The sequence below is a fragment of the Eikenella corrodens genome (genome assembly GCF_003990355.1).
Classification (GTDB): Bacteria; Pseudomonadota; Gammaproteobacteria; order Burkholderiales; family Neisseriaceae; genus Eikenella; species Eikenella corrodens_B.
Genome location: NZ_CP034670.1, coordinates 2,411,151 through 2,426,524 on the forward strand (window position 1 = coordinate 2,411,151; position 15,374 = coordinate 2,426,524).

The following is a 15,374-nucleotide window of genomic DNA, read 5'->3' on the forward strand; positions in this document are numbered from 1 at the left end:
AACCCGCTATAAATAACCCCTAACACAAACATCATGGCACACTACGCAATCGGCGACCTGCAAGGCTGTTTCGCCGAATTCCAAGAACTGCTCGCCCGCATCGGCTTCAGCCACGGCAACGACACCCTCTGGCTGGTGGGCGACCTCGTCAACCGCGGCCCCCAATCCCTCGACTGCCTGCGCTACATCAAACAGCACGAAAGCAGCATCCGCACCGTGCTCGGCAACCACGACCTACATCTTTTAGCCATTGCCCACGGCCACGGCAAACTCAAGCGCAGCGATACCGTGGGCGACATCCTCGCCGCCCCCGACCGCCAAGCGCTGCTCGATTGGCTGCTGCACCAGCCCCTGATGCTGCAACACGGCAACAACCTGATCGTGCACGCCGGCATTTGGCCGCAATGGACGGCCGAAGAAGCACAAAGCCGCGCCGCCGAAGTGGCCGCCGCCCTGCAAAGCCGCCCCTATTGGTTTTTCACCCATATGTATGGCAACACGCCCGATACCGACCGCGCCGATAACGAAACCGAACGCCTGCGCTTTGCCACCAACGTGTTCACCCGCATGCGCGCCCTGTACTGCGACGGCCGCATGGATTTCGACTACAAAGCCACCCTGCCCGAAATGCCATCCGACCTCATGCCTTGGTTCCGCGCGTCCGGGCGGCAAACCCTTGGTTATCAAACCGTATTCGGCCATTGGTCGGCACTCGGCCTCTATCGCGGCGAAAGCGTGGCCGCCATCGACACCGGCGCGCTGTGGGGCGGCGAACTCACCGCGCTGGATTTAGATACGCAGCAGATTTTTCAGGTAGCCTCCAAGCAGCCCAAAAAGTTCGGCTAAGGCCTTGTCGCCACATGATTTGATGTTTATTAACATGAACAGGCGGGCAAGCAGGGCGGGCTTTTGTTACAATGCCGCCTGTTCGTGCCGGCCAAAAAGTTTGCCGCAGCGCGTTTTCCAACCAATTTAAGGAGTTCCCAATGAACAGCAAATTAGTCATCCCCGCCGCCATCGCCGTATTGGCACTGAGCGCCTGCTCCAGCAGCAAAGCCCCTGAAGGCAACCAGCCGCAAACCCAGCAACAGGCACAACAGAGCGATGAAGCCACCGCTGCCATCGGCAAAATTCAGGTAGCCCAGGTGGACAACATCGAAAAAACCGTGGAAGTACACTACACCTGCCAAGCAGGCAACGGCCAGCAGCAAAAAGTGGGCGCCATGTACGGCATCAAGAGCGGCACCTTGGTGGTGGCGCAGCTGAAAATCAACGATAAAGTTTCCCCCGGCCTGTGGCGCGTGCTCAACGACTCGCTCGGCGAGCAACAAAACAGCTACTACGGCAACGGCGTGATTTGGGTAACCGGCAAAGCCACCCCCGCCAATGTGGCCGCCACCAACGCCATCGGCCTGCTGCAGGCACAGAGTTTGGATAATGCCGGCAACCCGGTAAACCTCTCAACCGTTCTGGAAAACTGCCAAGTGAGCCGCCAAGCCGCCGCTCCGACTCGCGGCAACCGCCAGCAACGCCGCCGCTAATCCGGTACAAAAAACAGAAAAGCTGCCTGAATGGGCAGCTTTTTTGCGTAACGGGAAAGGCTACCTGAAAGCCGAACAAATATTTTTCAGGTAGCCTTTCTCCTTTTCGGGCTACCTGAAAAACCAGAGGCCAGATTCTCGAATCCGACATTTCAAGCATCGCGGCAACGGATTCCAACGGCGGGGGCGTTGAAGGTTTTGTTGGATGCCGGTATCCAACCTACCGCCGCACCGCATGGAAAGGCTGCCTGAAACCAAGCAATATTTTTCAGGTAGCCTTCTTGCCTTGCAAACGGCAAACGAAATAAAGCGCATACTGTTTCCAATATGCGCTTCTTTCTTCCCCACCAACCTTATTTCAAGCTGCCCACCATATCGGCAGGGCGCACCCATTCGTCAAACTGCTCGCTGGTGAGCAGGCCGGATTTCACGGCTTCTTCGCGCAGGGTGGTGTCGTTTTTGTGGGCGGCTTTGGCGATTTTGGCAGCGTTTTCGTAGCCGATTTTGGTGTTCAACGCGGTAACCAGCATCAGGGAGTTGTCGAGCTGTTGTTTGATGCGCGGCAGGTTAGGTTCAATGTCGGCTGCACAATGTTCGTCAAACGAGATGCAGGCATCAGCCAAAAGCTGCGCCGATTGCAGGAAATTCGCCGCCATCACGGGTTTGAACACATTAAGCTGGAACTGGCCCTGTGTGCCGGAGAAGGAAATCGTCACATCGTTGCCCAACACTTGGGCGCACACCATGGTGAGGGCTTCGCATTGGGTGGGGTTCACTTTGCCGGGCATAATGGAAGAGCCGGGCTCATTCTCGGGAATCAGAATTTCGCCGATGCCGGAACGCGGGCCGGAGGCCAGAAGGCGGATGTCGTTGGCGATTTTGTAAAGCGACACGGCCAACTGCTTCAATGCGCCGTGGGTTTCCACAATCGCGTCGTGCGTGGCCAATGCTTCGAATTTGTTCGGTGCGGTAACGAAAGGCAGGCCGGTGAATTTGGCAATGTATTCGGCCACTTTCACGTCATACCCCTTGGGCGTGTTCAAGCCCGTGCCGACTGCAGTGCCGCCGAGTGCCAGTCCTGCCAGATGCGGCAGGGTGTTTTCCAAGGCGCGGATGCCGTAGTCCAACTGGGCGGCGTAGGCGGAAAATTCTTGGCCGAGGGTGAGCGGGGTGGCATCCATCAGATGGGTACGGCCGATTTTCACCACGTCGGCAAATGCCTCGGCTTTGGCAGCCAAGGTCTTCTGCAGGCGCTTAACGGCGGGCAGGGTGTGCCGCACAACTTTCTGATAGGCGGCAATGTGCATGGCGGTGGGATAAGTGTCGTTGGAAGACTGGGATTTGTTTACGTCGTCGTTGGGATGGATGGTGCTTTTCTCGCCCAACTTGCCGCCGCCCAACACATGGGCGTGGTTGGAAATGACTTCGTTCAAATTCATGTTGGACTGTGTGCCGGAGCCAGTTTGCCAAATCACCAGTGGAAACTCCTCGTCCAGCTTGTGTGCTAGAATTTCGTCGCAGGCGGCGGCAATCAGATCGCGCTTCTCAGCAGGCAGCACGCCCAAGTCGGCATTGGCAAAAGCGGCAGCTTTTTTCAAATAGGCAAAGGCTTCAATGATTTCATGCGGCATGGAAGCAGCCGGGCCGATTTTGAAGTTGTTGCGCGAGCGCTCGGTTTGCGCGCCCCAATACCGGTTGGCCGGCACCTTTACTTCTCCCATGGTATCTTTTTCAATGCGAAATTCCATCATGTAACTCCTGAAGTTTGTTAAATGTCTAAATTAAAACCAACTGGCTATAGCTGCTTCCAAATAGCAGCGCAACCAAGCGGGCAGCCTTTGCATCATATTGATTTGAAAATACTATAAAAAGCAATCCAACCCATTATCCGGCCACGGCGAATATACCATAAAACCAAGCGGCTTTTCACGGCAGTGATACATGGAATATTAAAACCAGAAATGCTAAAACCCCTCTGCTTTTCAGCAGAGGGGTTTGAATGATAAATGGCGCGGTGGACGGGACTCGAACCCGCGACCACCGGCGTGACAGGCCGGTACTCTAACCAACTGAGCTACCACCGCGCGCAAAAAAATGGTGGGTGATGACGGAGTCGAACCGCCGACATTCTGCTTGTAAGGCAGACGCTCTACCAACTGAGCTAATCACCCATGTTTTCGTGCACAGCACTAGAAGATGCGCATTAAACCAAACTCTCCACACCATTGCAAGCATTATCTTGCAAAAAATTTACGATAAAATATCAACACACTGTTACAAAAGTGAAAAAACTTTTCTAATTTTCTCTTTTCAACAGCCGGAAAACTCTCGACACACCAGTTTGAGATATAATAAATAATTTACTTTACCACGCACTATGGCTTTATGAACGCCGTTATCCATACCCGCCAAGCCGACCCCGAAGCCGAACAGGCCCTACTGGCCGCCGGCACCCCGCCCTTGCTGGCACGTTTGTTTGCAGCCCGCAACGTCCGCTCCCCCGCCGAGCTGCATAACCATTTAGCCAGCCTGCTGCCCTATCAATCGCTGAAAAATATTGATGCTGCCGCCGAACGGCTGGCTCGCGCGATCCGGGAGCAAGAGCGAATTTTAATTGTGGCCGACTACGATGCCGATGGCGCCACAGCCTGTGCTGTAGGTATTTTAGGCTTGCGCCGCATGGGTGCGCGGGTGGAGTTTTTAGTGCCGGACCGTTTCAAACACGGCTACGGCCTCACCCCGCAACTGGCCGATCTGGCTGCCGAACGAGGCACTCAGCTACTCTTGACCGTAGATAACGGCATTTCCAGCACTGCCGGTGTAGCCCGCGCCCAAGCATTGGGCATGGACGTGATCATCACCGACCATCACTTGCCAGGCGACACGCTACCTGAATGCATCATCGTTAACCCCAATCAACCGGGATGCGCCTTTGCCAGCAAGAATCTGGCCGGCGTAGGCGTAATCTTCTATGTATTAACTGCTCTGCGCGCCCTGCTGCGCACACAGCAATGGTTCAATCCGCACAGGCTACCTGAACCCAATTTGGCCGAACTTTTAGACTTGGTGGCTTTGGGCACTGTGGCCGATGTAGTGACATTGGACTACAACAACCGAATCTTGGTTAGCCAGGGGCTTAAACGAATGCAGATTGGCAAAACCCGACCCGGCATTCAGGCGCTTTTTCAGGTAGCCCAACGCGACATGCGGCAGGCCAAGCCGTTTGACTTGGGCTTTACCATCGGCCCGCGCATCAATGCCGCCGGCCGTTTGGAAAACATGGAAATCGGTATTGCCTGCCTGTTGGCCGAAGACCCGGCCACCGCCGCCGAACTGGCCGAACAGCTAAACGAACTGAACCGTGCGCGGCAGGAAATCGAACAAAACATGCTGCAGGAAGCCCTTGCCCTGGCCGATCAAATTATCGTTGGCAACAGCCTGGGCATTACCGCCTTCCATCCCGATTGGCACCAAGGCGTGGTTGGTATCGTGGCCGGCCGGCTCAAAGACCGTTTCCATCGGCCCACCATCGTGTTTGCCCCCACAGACAATGGCGAACTGCGCGGCTCCGGCCGTTCCATTCCCTCATTACATCTGCGCGATGCCATCGACTTGGTATCCAAACGCCATCCCGAGCTAATTCTAAAATTCGGCGGCCACGCTATGGCTGCCGGCCTCACCATTCGTGAGCAGGATTTTCCCCACTTCCAACAAGCTTTCGAAAGCGTACTAACCGAACTGCTGGATCAAGACGCACTCACCCGCACCTTCCTCACCGACGGCAGCCTGAGCCCGGAAGAAATTTCCCTGCATACTGCCGAAACGCTGTCCAAGCAGGTATGGGGACAAGGCTTTCAACCCCCATGTTTCTACAACCAATTTGAAGTATTGTGGCAGCGGGTAGTAGGCAACGGTCATAAAAAAGCCGGCCTAAATTGTGGCGGACACACTGTAGAAGCCATGTTTTTCCGCTGCACCGAAGAGCTTCCGGCCAAAATCCACACGGTATACCGCCCCGTTGCCAACCAATGGCGCAACCAATATGAATTACAACTGCACATCGACCACTGGGAAATAGGCTAAATACACACCACACAGCCAAAACTCTTACTCTATTTTCTCACGCACACCAACATAGCCAGCTAGCCACAGGAAATAACCACTTTTCCATAAACGATGTATTCTTACCATGATTTAACTTATAATCACACCTTAAACTATAATAGTGTAAAAGCATTCTTACTAAATGCGGGCCTTGCGGGCGATATCCTAAAGGCAAATATCCGCCCGAAATTTTAAACTCCGTTCTACTTTACTTAGGCAAACATATGAGCGTCGGACTATTGCGTGTCCTGTTTCAAAATAAGTTGATTGGGCAGGATCAGGTTGAAAAATACCGAGAAAACATTAATCAAAACAAAAATATCATTCCTATGCTAGCTGAGGCAGGCATTATCCAACAAAAAGATTTACTGTTGCTGCTGGCTAAATTGTTCCATTATCCGATGATGGATTTATCCCGCTACTCGCGTTCGATGCTGGTACAGGATGTCATTAATGATACCCAGATGCTGGAGTACCGTTGTGTCCCTTTATTCAAGCGTGGGCAAAAACTGTTTTTAGGTGTATCCAACCCCACACTGTTGCAAATATACCAACAATTGGTTTTTCCCAGTGGTTTGTCCGTCGATTTGGTGCTGGTCAATGACGAGCAGCTGGATAGATTGCTGGAATTCGCCAGCCAAGCCTCCACTGCCATCCTAGATGAAATTTCCGAGAATCCGGATGGCAAACCAATATTACTGGACGGCGAATCAGAAGACGGCCCGATTGCCAAATTCATTCACAAAGTGCTGTCTGATGCCCTAAATACCGGCGCCTCAGATATCCATTTTGAGTTTTATGAAGAAATGGCACGCATCCGATTCCGTACTGACGGTCAATTGCGCGAAGTGGTGCAGCCTCCGCTCAACATCCGCGGGCAGATTGCTTCGCGTATCAAGGTAATGTCGAAAATGGACATTTCCGAAAAACGCATACCGCAGGACGGCCGTATCCAGATCCAGTTCCATAAAAACCAAAAGCCGATCGACTTTCGTGTAAATACGCTGCCTACACTATTCGGCGAAAAAATTGTAATGCGTATTCTGAATTCAGATGCTGCCACGTTGAATATCGACCAACTGGGTTTCGAACCTTTCCAAAAAGAATTACTACTGGAGGCCATCCACCGCCCATACGGCATGGTGCTGGTTACCGGCCCGACCGGTTCGGGTAAAACCGTGTCGCTGTATACCTGTCTAAACATCTTGAATACCGACAGTGTAAACATCTCCACCGCCGAAGACCCGGCCGAGATTAACTTGCCCGGTATCAATCAGGTAAACGTAAACGATAAACAGGGCATGACATTTGCTGCAGCATTGAAAGCATTCCTGCGTCAAGACCCGGACATCATCATGGTGGGTGAGATTCGCGACTTGGAAACTGCCGATATTGCCATTAAAGCCGCGCAAACCGGCCACATGGTGTTCTCTACCCTGCATACCAATAATGCTCCGGCCACACTATCCCGTATGTTGAACATGGGGGTAGCACCGTTCAATATTGCTAGCTCGGTTAATCTGATTATGGCGCAGCGTTTGGTGCGGCGGCTGTGTACCTGCAAACAACCGATCGAGCGTCCGCCAGCTGAAGCTTTACTGAAGGTCGGCTTCACTGAAGAAGACTTAGCCAAGGACGCCTGGCAGTTATACCGTCAAGTGGGTTGTGACCGGTGCAGAGGAAAAGGTTTCAAAGGACGAGCCGGTGTATATGAAATCATGCCGGTTACCGATGCCATGCAGAAAATCATCATCAATAACGGTACCGAAGTGGATATTGCTCAACAAGCCTACGCTGATGGATTGGTGGACCTGCGCCGAGCCGGTATTTTAAAAGCAATGCAAGGTATTACCACCTTAGAAGAAATCCTTGCCAGCACTAACGACTAATAAAGATCGTTTCATTTAAAAGGGAATCATCATGGCTACAAACAAACGAAACCAATCCAATAAAAAAGTGGCGGGAACCAGCTACGAATTTGAAGGCCGGCACCTAGAGTCCGAGCAAATCGTCCGTGGCGAGGTAGTTGCCAAAGACGAGCAGGACGCACGTGCCAAACTTGCCCGCCGCCGAATCAAGGTTATCAGCCTGCATAAAAAGAAAAAAGTTCGCGAAAAGAAAATCACCCAGGGCGACATTACCGTATTCACCCGCCAGCTATCCACTATGATGAAAGCAGGCCTACCGGTGATGCAGGCGTTTGATATTGTAGCCAAAGGCCACTCCAACGCCTCCATGACCAAGCTCTTGATGGAAGTGCGCAACGACATCGAACAAGGTACCTCTATGGCCAATGCATTCCGCAAGCATCCGAAATATTTTGATGACTTCTATTGCAACCTGGTGGATGCCGGTGAGGCAGGCGGTGTACTGGAAAACCTGCTGGATAAACTGGCCACCTATATGGAAAAAACCCAGGCCATCAAAAAGAAAATCAAAAGTGCGCTTACCTATCCGATTGCAGTAGTGGTAGTAGCCATTATATTGGTTATCATCATGATGATGTTCGTATTACCAGAATTTAAAAAGGTATATGACGGCATGAACGCCGAAATGCCGGCACTAACCCAATTCATGATGGGTATTTCTGACTTTATGGTTGCATACGGCTGGATCGTAATCATCGCGATGATTGGTGCCGTAGTGGCTTTCATTCAATGGCATAAACGCTCCTTCGAACTGCAAAAACGTATCGATGCCCTCTTGCTCAAAATGCCTATCTTCGGCAACATCGTGGAAAAAGGCACAATTGCCCGATGGGCTCGTACCACCGCTACCCTGTTTACTGCCGGCGTACCGCTAGTAGAGGCGCTAGATTCCGTAGGCGGTGCATCAGGCAACATCATTTATGAAGAGGCTACTAAAAGCATCCGTAACCAAGTGAACCAAGGTAGCTCATTAACCACTGCCATGGGCTCAACCGACTTGTTCCCCAATATGGTTTTGCAAATGGCCTCCATTGGTGAAGAATCCGGCTCGCTGGACGACATGCTCAACAAAGCAGCCGAATTCTATGAGGAAGAAGTGGATATTGCCGTTGCTACCCTTTCCTCCTTGATGGAACCGATTATTATGGTGGTTTTGGGCAGTATCATTGGTGTAATTCTAGTGTCCATGTACCTGCCACTGTTCAACCTGGGTAGCGTAGTTGGCTAATATCCTCACAGCCAAATCCTCTTGTCTTTAACTATCTTACCTTTCAGGTAGCCTCCCTCAGGCTACCTGAAAACATACCTGCACCACACCTATGACCAATCTTGATCCCGAAATCTACATCCCCTTCGCCGTCCTGCTCGGCCTGCTGGTGGGCAGCTTTCTCAACGTGGTTATCTACCGCCTGCCGGTCATGCTCGAGAAACAATGGCGCATCGCGGCCAAACAGCATCTCGAACTGCCGCTGGACGAAGAAGACCAAAAACCATTCAACATCAGCACCCCGCCCTCGCGCTGCCCCAAATGCGGCAGCCCGGTGAAGCCGTGGCAAAACATCCCCATCATCAGCTATCTGCTGCTGCGCGGCCGCTGCCATAGCTGCCACACCCCAATCGGCTGGCGCTACCCCGCCGTCGAGCTGCTCACCGGCATCCTCTTTGGCATCGTCGCCTGGCGCTACAGCTACACTTGGCTCACCCTTGGCGGCCTCGTGTTCACCGCCGTGCTGGTTGCCCTCACCTTTATCGATGCCGACACCCAGCTCTTGCCCGACCAGCTCACCCTGCCCCTGATTTGGCTCGGTCTGCTGTTTAACTGGCAGGTCGGCTTCGTCAGCCTGCCTTCAGCCCTGCTCGGCGCCGTGGTCGGCTATTTGAGCCTCTGGCTGCTGTACCACCTGTTCAAACTCATCACCGGCAAGGAAGGCATGGGTTATGGCGACTTCAAACTACTCGCCGCACTGGGTGCCTGGCTCGGCGTTAGCACCCTGCCCGTTATTGTTTTCGTGGCCGCCTTGGTTGGCCTGGTTGCCGCCTTGGTGATGCGTGCCGCCAAAGGCCAGCCCATTGCCTTCGGCCCCGCGCTCGCCATTGCCGGCTGGCTGGTTTTCGCTGCCAACAGCTATATCCTGCAAGGCATCCAATGGTGGCTGCACAAATCCGGATTCATCTGATATGACCGCCTGGGTCGGCCTCACCGGCGGCATCGGCAGCGGCAAATCGACCGCTGCCCGCCTGTTTGCCCAACACGGCGTGCCGCTGATTGATGCCGATGCCGTCTCCCGCGCCCTTACCGCAGATGGCGGAGCTGCCCTCCCCGCCATCCGTGCCGCCTTTGGCGAGGCCGTATTCGATTTTTCAGGTAGCCTCAAGCGCGCCGCCCTGCGCCAACTCGTTTTCCAATCCTCCGATGCCAAAGCCAAGCTTGAAAGCATCCTCCATCCGCTGATTCTCGCCGAAATCCGGGCGCAACAGCAGCAATACCCCCAAGCCGCCTACGGCATCATCGAAATCCCCCTGCTTGCCGAGCAACCTGTTTTTCAAAGCATTCTCCGGCGCATCCTCGTTATCGATTGCAGTGAAGAAACGCAAATCTGCCGCACCATTGAACGCAGCGGCCTCTCCCGTGATATGATTAAAGGCATCCTTACCGTTCAAGCAGGCCGCCAACAGCGCCGCCGTATTGCCGACGATATCATCAGCAACGAAGCCGGCCTGTCCGGGCTTGCCGCCGCCGTGGAGCGGCAACACCTTATTTACCAACAATTATTCGGTAGTTGAACCATGTCCGCCATCATCACCTTCGAACACCCTTTGTCCGAACGCATCCGCAACTTCCTGCGCCTCGAGCACCTCTTTTCCCGCTTCGACACCACCGTCAGCCATCCGGAACCTTGGGCCCACCACGCCGCCCTCGGCACCCTGTTCGAAATCATGGATTGCGCCTCCCGCGCCGAACTCAAGCTCGACATCCTGCAAGAGCTCGAACGCCAACGCCAGCAGATTTCCCAGGCCGAACGCGAGCAATACGACTCTACCCCCGAGCAAGACGACCTCTATCAAGCCACCCAAAATCTGCAAGAAGTACAGCAAAAATTCGGCCAACACCTGCGCGAAAACGAATGGCTCATGGGCGTAAAGCAGCGCATGCTCGTGTCCGGCGGCACCAGCCCCTTCGACCTCCCCTCCTATCACTACTGGCTGCAACTGCCCTTCGAGCAGCGCGTGGCCGACCTCGGCTGCTGGATTCGCTCCCTCACCCCCACCGGCGACGCCATCTCCCTGCTGCTGCGCATCCTGCGCCGCAACAGCATCCGCCTTGAATGCCTCGCCCGCCAAGGCAACTATCAAAACACCAAGCTCGGCAACAACATCCACATGCTCACCGTAGATGTGGCCCAATCCCACCACACCCTGCCCGAGATTTCCGCCAACAAATACTTCACCCACATCCGCTTCACCCAAGCCACCCAAGACAGCCCGCGCGGAAAGCAGATCGACACCGACATCCCCTTCCAGCTCAAAATGTGCAGCTTCGACCCCATTGCCGACAAACCATGACCCAGCCCACCGTATCCTGCCCCACCTGCCAGAAGCCCGTACTCTGGAACGAAAACAGCCCCTACCGCCCCTTCTGCAGCCAACGCTGCAAAATGATCGACCTGGGCACCTGGGCCGACGAAAGCTACCGCATCCCCAGCCAGGAAGAGGCTCCGCCACAAATTGGCGACCACGAATAATCGACAGAGGCTACCTGAAACCCCAATCCCGCTTTCATATAGCCTCAATCTATCCACACCCCACACCATGAACACCGCCACCATCCACAGTATTGACCACGAAGGCCGCGGCGTAGCCCGCATCCACGGCAAAACCACCTTCATCACCGGCGCCCTGCCCCAAGAAACCGTTGCCTATCAAATCACCCGCAGCAAAAAACACCACGACGAAGCACAAGCCACCCGCATCCTCACCCCCTCACCCTACCGCACCACCCCCGCCTGCCCCCACTACAACCAATGCGGCGGCTGCACCCTCCAACACGTCCACAGCAACGTTCAGGTAGCCTACAAACAACGCATCCTCGAAGACCAACTCCAACGCCTCGGCAAAGTCCGCCCCCAATACCTCCTGCCCCCCATCTACGGCCAAGCCTGGGGCTACCGCCACCGCGCCCGCCTCAGCGCCCACCACAGCCAAGGCCGCACCATCCTCGGCTTCCAAAGCCGCAGCAGCCACCGCATTGTCGATATCCGACAATGCCCCATCCTCGCCCCCCAGCTTGCCAACCAACTGGGCAACACCCGCGCCCTGATCCAGCAGCTAAACCGCCTGCACACCCCCGTCCGAACCATCGAAGTGCACCACAGCCCCGCCGCCAACAGCCTCACCCTACACACCGAACACCTCCCCAAAGCCGCCCGCACCCACCTCATCCAACACGCCCAAAGCCTGCCCGCCAACTGGCACATCTGGCTGCAAACCCCACACCGGCCCGCCCAACCCCTCCTGCCAGACAGCCCCCAACTCAGCTACAGCCTGCCCGAATACGCCCTCACCCTCCCCTACCGCCCCGGCGACTTCACCCAAGTCAACCCCGACGCCAACGCCCTGCTCGTTGCCCGCGCCATCCAGCTGCTGCAACCCCAACCCGGCGAACGCATCGCCGACCTTTTCTGCGGCCTCGGCAACTTCAGCCTCCCCATCGCCGCCGCCGGCGCACAAGTCATCGGCATCGAAGGCTCGCCCGCGCTCACCGAGCGCGCCAGCCAAAACGCCCGCCTCAACCACCTCGCCGAACGCGCCCAGTTCCACAGTGCCGACCTCTTCCAAACCACCGAACACACCGTCGCCGGCTGGGGCTATTTCGACAAAATCCTGCTCGACCCGCCCCGCAGCGGCGCCTACGCCCTCGTCCAAGCCCTGCACGCCCCCTACCTCCCCCGCCGCATCGTATACGTTTCCTGCAACCCCGCCACCTTCACCCGCGATGCCGCCGTACTCGTGGGCAAAGGCTACCAATTCCGCAACGCCGGCATCGTCAATACGTTCCCCCAAACCGCCCACGTCGAAACCGTCGGCTGCTTTGACTTGGCATAACCCCGCACACACGCTACTTGGATTCGGATTTCAAGTGCAACACTCGGACACCAGCGGTTGGAACAGATTTAAGAATAAAACACTTGGCGTTTCGTAGCCAAGTGTTTTTCTTGGCCGGTGGTTTAACTCATCTTGAACCCTGTGTATCTCCCGATCACTGATGTTTCGGAAATCGGTTTGTTTGGGGAAGTATTGCCGGATGAGTCCGTTGGTGTTTTCATTCAGCCCTTTTTCCCAAGAATGATAAGGACGGCAAAAATAGGTTTCCGCCTTCAATGCCTTGGCTATTTTGGTGTGTTGGTAGAATTCTTTGCCGTTATCTGTGGTGATGGTGTGCACCCTGCCTTTATGCGCCTTTAATGCCCTAACGGCTGCCCGGGCAGTGTCTTTGGCTTTTAAATTCTTTAATTTGCAGATGATGGTGTAGCGGGTAGTGCGTTCGACCAAGGTCAATAATGCACTCTTTTGATCCTTGCCGACGATGGTATCGGCCTCCCAATCGCCGATGCGGGATTTTTGGTCGACGATGGCGGGTCTGTTTTCTATGCCGACGCGGTCGGGTACTTTGCCTCCGGCCCGGGTACTGCCGTAGCGTTTGCGGTAGGGTTTGCTGCATATTCTGAGATGTTGCCACAAAGTGCCGCCGTTGCTTTTGTCTTGGCGAAGGTGGCGGTAAACGGTGCTGTGATGGAGTGTGATTTGGTGGTGTTTGCGCAGGTAGGCGCATACTTGTTCGGGACTGAGTTTGCGGCGGATAAGGGTGTGGATGTATTGGATTAGCTGCGAGTGGAGCTTATAGGGTTTTCGCCGACGCTGTTTGGTCAGCCGGCTTTGCCGTTGGGCTTGTTCGGCGCTGTATTGCTGCCCTTGTGTGCGGTGCCGCCTGATTTCGCGGCTGATGGTGCTTTTGTGGCGGTTAAGCTGTTTGGCGATTTCGGTGACGGTGCAGTGGCGTGACAGGTATTGGATAGGGTATCGTTCGTCTTGGGTCAGTTGTGTGTAGCCCATGGCAATCTTTCTTGCAGGAAAGGCCGTATGCTACCGCATACCGGCCTTTTTCTGTTAGGGAAAGTTGCACTTCAAATCCGAATCCGCCCTAGCGGATGAAAATCAGCATAGGGCAAGGCAACAAGCCAATGCCGCAGCATCCTAATCGTTCCCGATAAAGATATGGTGGATTAACAAAAACCAGTACGGCGTTGGCTCGCCTTGCCGTAACGTGTGTACCGTCTGCGGCTCGCCACCTTTTCCTGATTTTTGTTAATCCACTATAAAAAGGCTACCTGAAAATTTAGCTGCACAGAACTTTCCTGCACGACGTTTTAGCTTCGCTTCGCTACGTTTTCAGGTAGCCTTTCTCCAGCCCGCGCCGATTGCCCCGTGTTCGGTGTCCGCCCATTTGCTCTTTAACTTCTCAATCATGCAGCATCCCGCCTTGCAAACAACCACACCCCGCCATATCAAAAAGGCTACCTGAAAAAGATTTCTCCTTTTCAGGTAGCCTTTTGCCGCAACAGCCCTACCGCCGCCGCAGCAATACCCCGCTCTCGATATGCGGCGTAAACGGGAATTGGTCGAACAGCGCGGCGCGTTCGATGCGGTGGGTTTGTGTGAGCGTGGCGAGGTTGGCGTGCAGGGTTTCCGGATTGCAGGAAACGTAGATGATGTTGTCGAAATTCTGCAGCAGGCGCAGGGTGGCATCGTCTATGCCGGCGCGCGGCGGATCGACAAACACGGTGGAAAACGCGTAATCCGCCAGCCCGATGCCCTGCTCCTGCAGGCGGCGGAAGGTGCGCACGCCTTGGTAGGCCTGGGTGAACTCTTCGGCGGAAAGCCGCGCCAGGCGGATGTTGGCCGCGCCGTTAGCCTCAATATTCCACTGCGCCGCCTGCACCGAAGTTTTCGACAACTCCGTGGCCAGCACGCGGCGGAAATAACGCGCCAGCGGCAGGGTGAAATTGCCGTTGCCGCAATAAAGCTCCAGCAAATCGCCGCCCAACCCCGCCGCCGCGCCGCAGGCCCAATCCAGCATTTTTTGGCACACCGGCGCATTCGGCTGGCTGAAGCCGCCTTCGTATTGGCGGTAGAACCAATCGCGCCCGTCGGCATGCAGGCGTTCGGTAACGAAATCCTGCGCCAACACCAGCTTCTGCCCGCGGCTGCGGCCGATAATCATGATGCCCAATTCGCGCTGCAATCGCGCCGCCGCAGCCTGCCATTGCCCGCACAGCCGCTTGTGATAAATCATGCCCACCAGCATATCGCCGCTCAGGGTGGACAAAAATTCACACTGATACCACCGTTCCCGCAACAGCGGATCGGCCTGCACGGCAGCCAACAGCCGGGGCATCACAGCATTAATCGCGGCAGAAGCGGCAGGCAAGGAATCAATCCGGCGCAACGAGGCCGAACCGGCCTTCTGCCCGGGCTCGAACATGGCATAGCTGATGCTGTCGCCATCGTGCCAAACCCGAAATTCGGCACGCATCCGGTAATGCTTTTCAGGCGAAGCAAACACCTGCCACTCCGGCGGGGAAAATTCGGCAAAACGCTGTTTCAGGTAGCCTGCTTTTTGTTGCAGCTGGGCGGTGTATTCGGGGCTGGGCTGGGTCATGGGGAGTGTAGGATTAGGAAGAAATACAGGATTATAGCGGGAAGGGAAGGCTACCTGAAAATTCGTCGAGTGGGGAGTGTGGGA

At 55.1% G+C, this 15,374-nt stretch carries 13 protein-coding genes and 2 tRNA genes; 10 read left to right on the plus strand and 5 right to left on the minus strand.

Annotated elements, in window-relative coordinates; all coding sequences use genetic code 11:
• Positions 1–33 precede the first annotated feature (33 nt).
• Both ELB75_RS12190 and ELB75_RS12195 read left to right on the plus strand, forming a co-directional pair.
• The gene (locus tag ELB75_RS12190) at positions 34–846 is read left to right on the plus strand and encodes a symmetrical bis(5'-nucleosyl)-tetraphosphatase (RefSeq protein ID WP_126984123.1); all 813 of its coding nucleotides are present in this window, start codon (positions 34–36) and stop codon (positions 844–846) included.
• Between the two features lie 140 nt (positions 847–986).
• Positions 987–1,541 (plus strand): hypothetical protein, encoded by a 555-nt coding sequence (locus tag ELB75_RS12195; RefSeq protein ID WP_126984124.1) that lies wholly within the window; start codon positions 987–989, stop codon positions 1,539–1,541.
• A 353-nt stretch (positions 1,542–1,894) separates the two neighbouring features.
• On the opposite strand, the gene fumC is transcribed toward ELB75_RS12195, so the two are convergent.
• The 3 genes from fumC to ELB75_RS12210 form a co-directional block, all read right to left on the minus strand.
• Entirely contained in the window at positions 1,895–3,289 is a 1,395-nt protein-coding gene (gene fumC, locus ELB75_RS12200; RefSeq protein ID WP_126984306.1) for a class II fumarate hydratase, read from the minus strand.
• 259 nt (positions 3,290–3,548) lie between these two features.
• Positions 3,549–3,625 (minus strand) — tRNA-Asp (locus ELB75_RS12205).
• Between the two features lie 11 nt (positions 3,626–3,636).
• Positions 3,637–3,712, minus strand: a tRNA-Val gene (locus ELB75_RS12210).
• Positions 3,713–3,926: 214 nt separating this feature from the next.
• Here ELB75_RS12210 and recJ point away from each other — a divergent pair.
• From recJ to rlmD, 8 genes are all read left to right on the plus strand, one after another.
• Positions 3,927–5,624, plus strand: coding sequence for a single-stranded-DNA-specific exonuclease RecJ (gene recJ, locus ELB75_RS12215; protein ID WP_126984125.1), 1,698 nt, complete (start codon positions 3,927–3,929; stop codon positions 5,622–5,624).
• A 245-nt stretch (positions 5,625–5,869) separates the two neighbouring features.
• Positions 5,870–7,534: a type IV-A pilus assembly ATPase PilB gene (gene pilB, locus ELB75_RS12220; RefSeq protein ID WP_126984126.1), complete on the plus strand. Its 1,665-nt coding sequence runs from the start codon at positions 5,870–5,872 to the stop codon at positions 7,532–7,534.
• A gap of 31 nt (positions 7,535–7,565) precedes the next feature.
• Positions 7,566–8,801 (plus strand): type II secretion system F family protein, encoded by a 1,236-nt coding sequence (locus ELB75_RS12225; protein ID WP_126984127.1) that lies wholly within the window; start codon positions 7,566–7,568, stop codon positions 8,799–8,801.
• Positions 8,802–8,892: 91 nt separating this feature from the next.
• Positions 8,893–9,750: a prepilin peptidase gene (locus ELB75_RS12230; protein WP_126984128.1), complete on the plus strand. Its 858-nt coding sequence runs from the start codon at positions 8,893–8,895 to the stop codon at positions 9,748–9,750.
• Between the two features lies 1 nt (position 9,751).
• Complete coding sequence (coaE, locus tag ELB75_RS12235) at positions 9,752–10,357, plus strand: dephospho-CoA kinase (protein ID WP_126984129.1); 606 nt, start codon at positions 9,752–9,754, stop codon at positions 10,355–10,357.
• 3 nt (positions 10,358–10,360) lie between these two features.
• On the plus strand, positions 10,361–11,137 hold the full coding sequence (gene zapD, locus ELB75_RS12240) for a cell division protein ZapD (protein WP_206501462.1): 777 nt from the start codon (positions 10,361–10,363) through the stop codon (positions 11,135–11,137).
• Positions 11,134–11,316, plus strand: a complete 183-nt coding sequence (gene yacG / locus ELB75_RS12245) for a DNA gyrase inhibitor YacG (RefSeq protein ID WP_126984130.1) — start codon at positions 11,134–11,136, stop codon at positions 11,314–11,316. The genes zapD and yacG overlap by 4 nt, the downstream gene beginning before the upstream one ends.
• A gap of 67 nt (positions 11,317–11,383) precedes the next feature.
• A complete protein-coding gene (rlmD, locus tag ELB75_RS12250) occupies positions 11,384–12,676 on the plus strand; it encodes a 23S rRNA (uracil(1939)-C(5))-methyltransferase RlmD (protein WP_126984308.1) in 1,293 nt (430 codons plus the stop codon).
• A 30-nt stretch (positions 12,677–12,706) separates the two neighbouring features.
• Here the strand turns inward: rlmD and ELB75_RS12255 are convergent, their stop codons facing one another.
• The gene (locus ELB75_RS12255; protein WP_126984131.1) at positions 12,707–13,684 is read right to left on the minus strand and encodes an IS30 family transposase; all 978 of its coding nucleotides are present in this window, start codon (positions 13,682–13,684) and stop codon (positions 12,707–12,709) included.
• 511 nt (positions 13,685–14,195) lie between these two features.
• Positions 14,196–15,290 (minus strand): tRNA (uridine(54)-C5)-methyltransferase TrmA, encoded by a 1,095-nt coding sequence (trmA, locus tag ELB75_RS12260; protein ID WP_126984132.1) that lies wholly within the window; start codon positions 15,288–15,290, stop codon positions 14,196–14,198.
• Positions 15,291–15,374 lie beyond the last annotated feature (84 nt).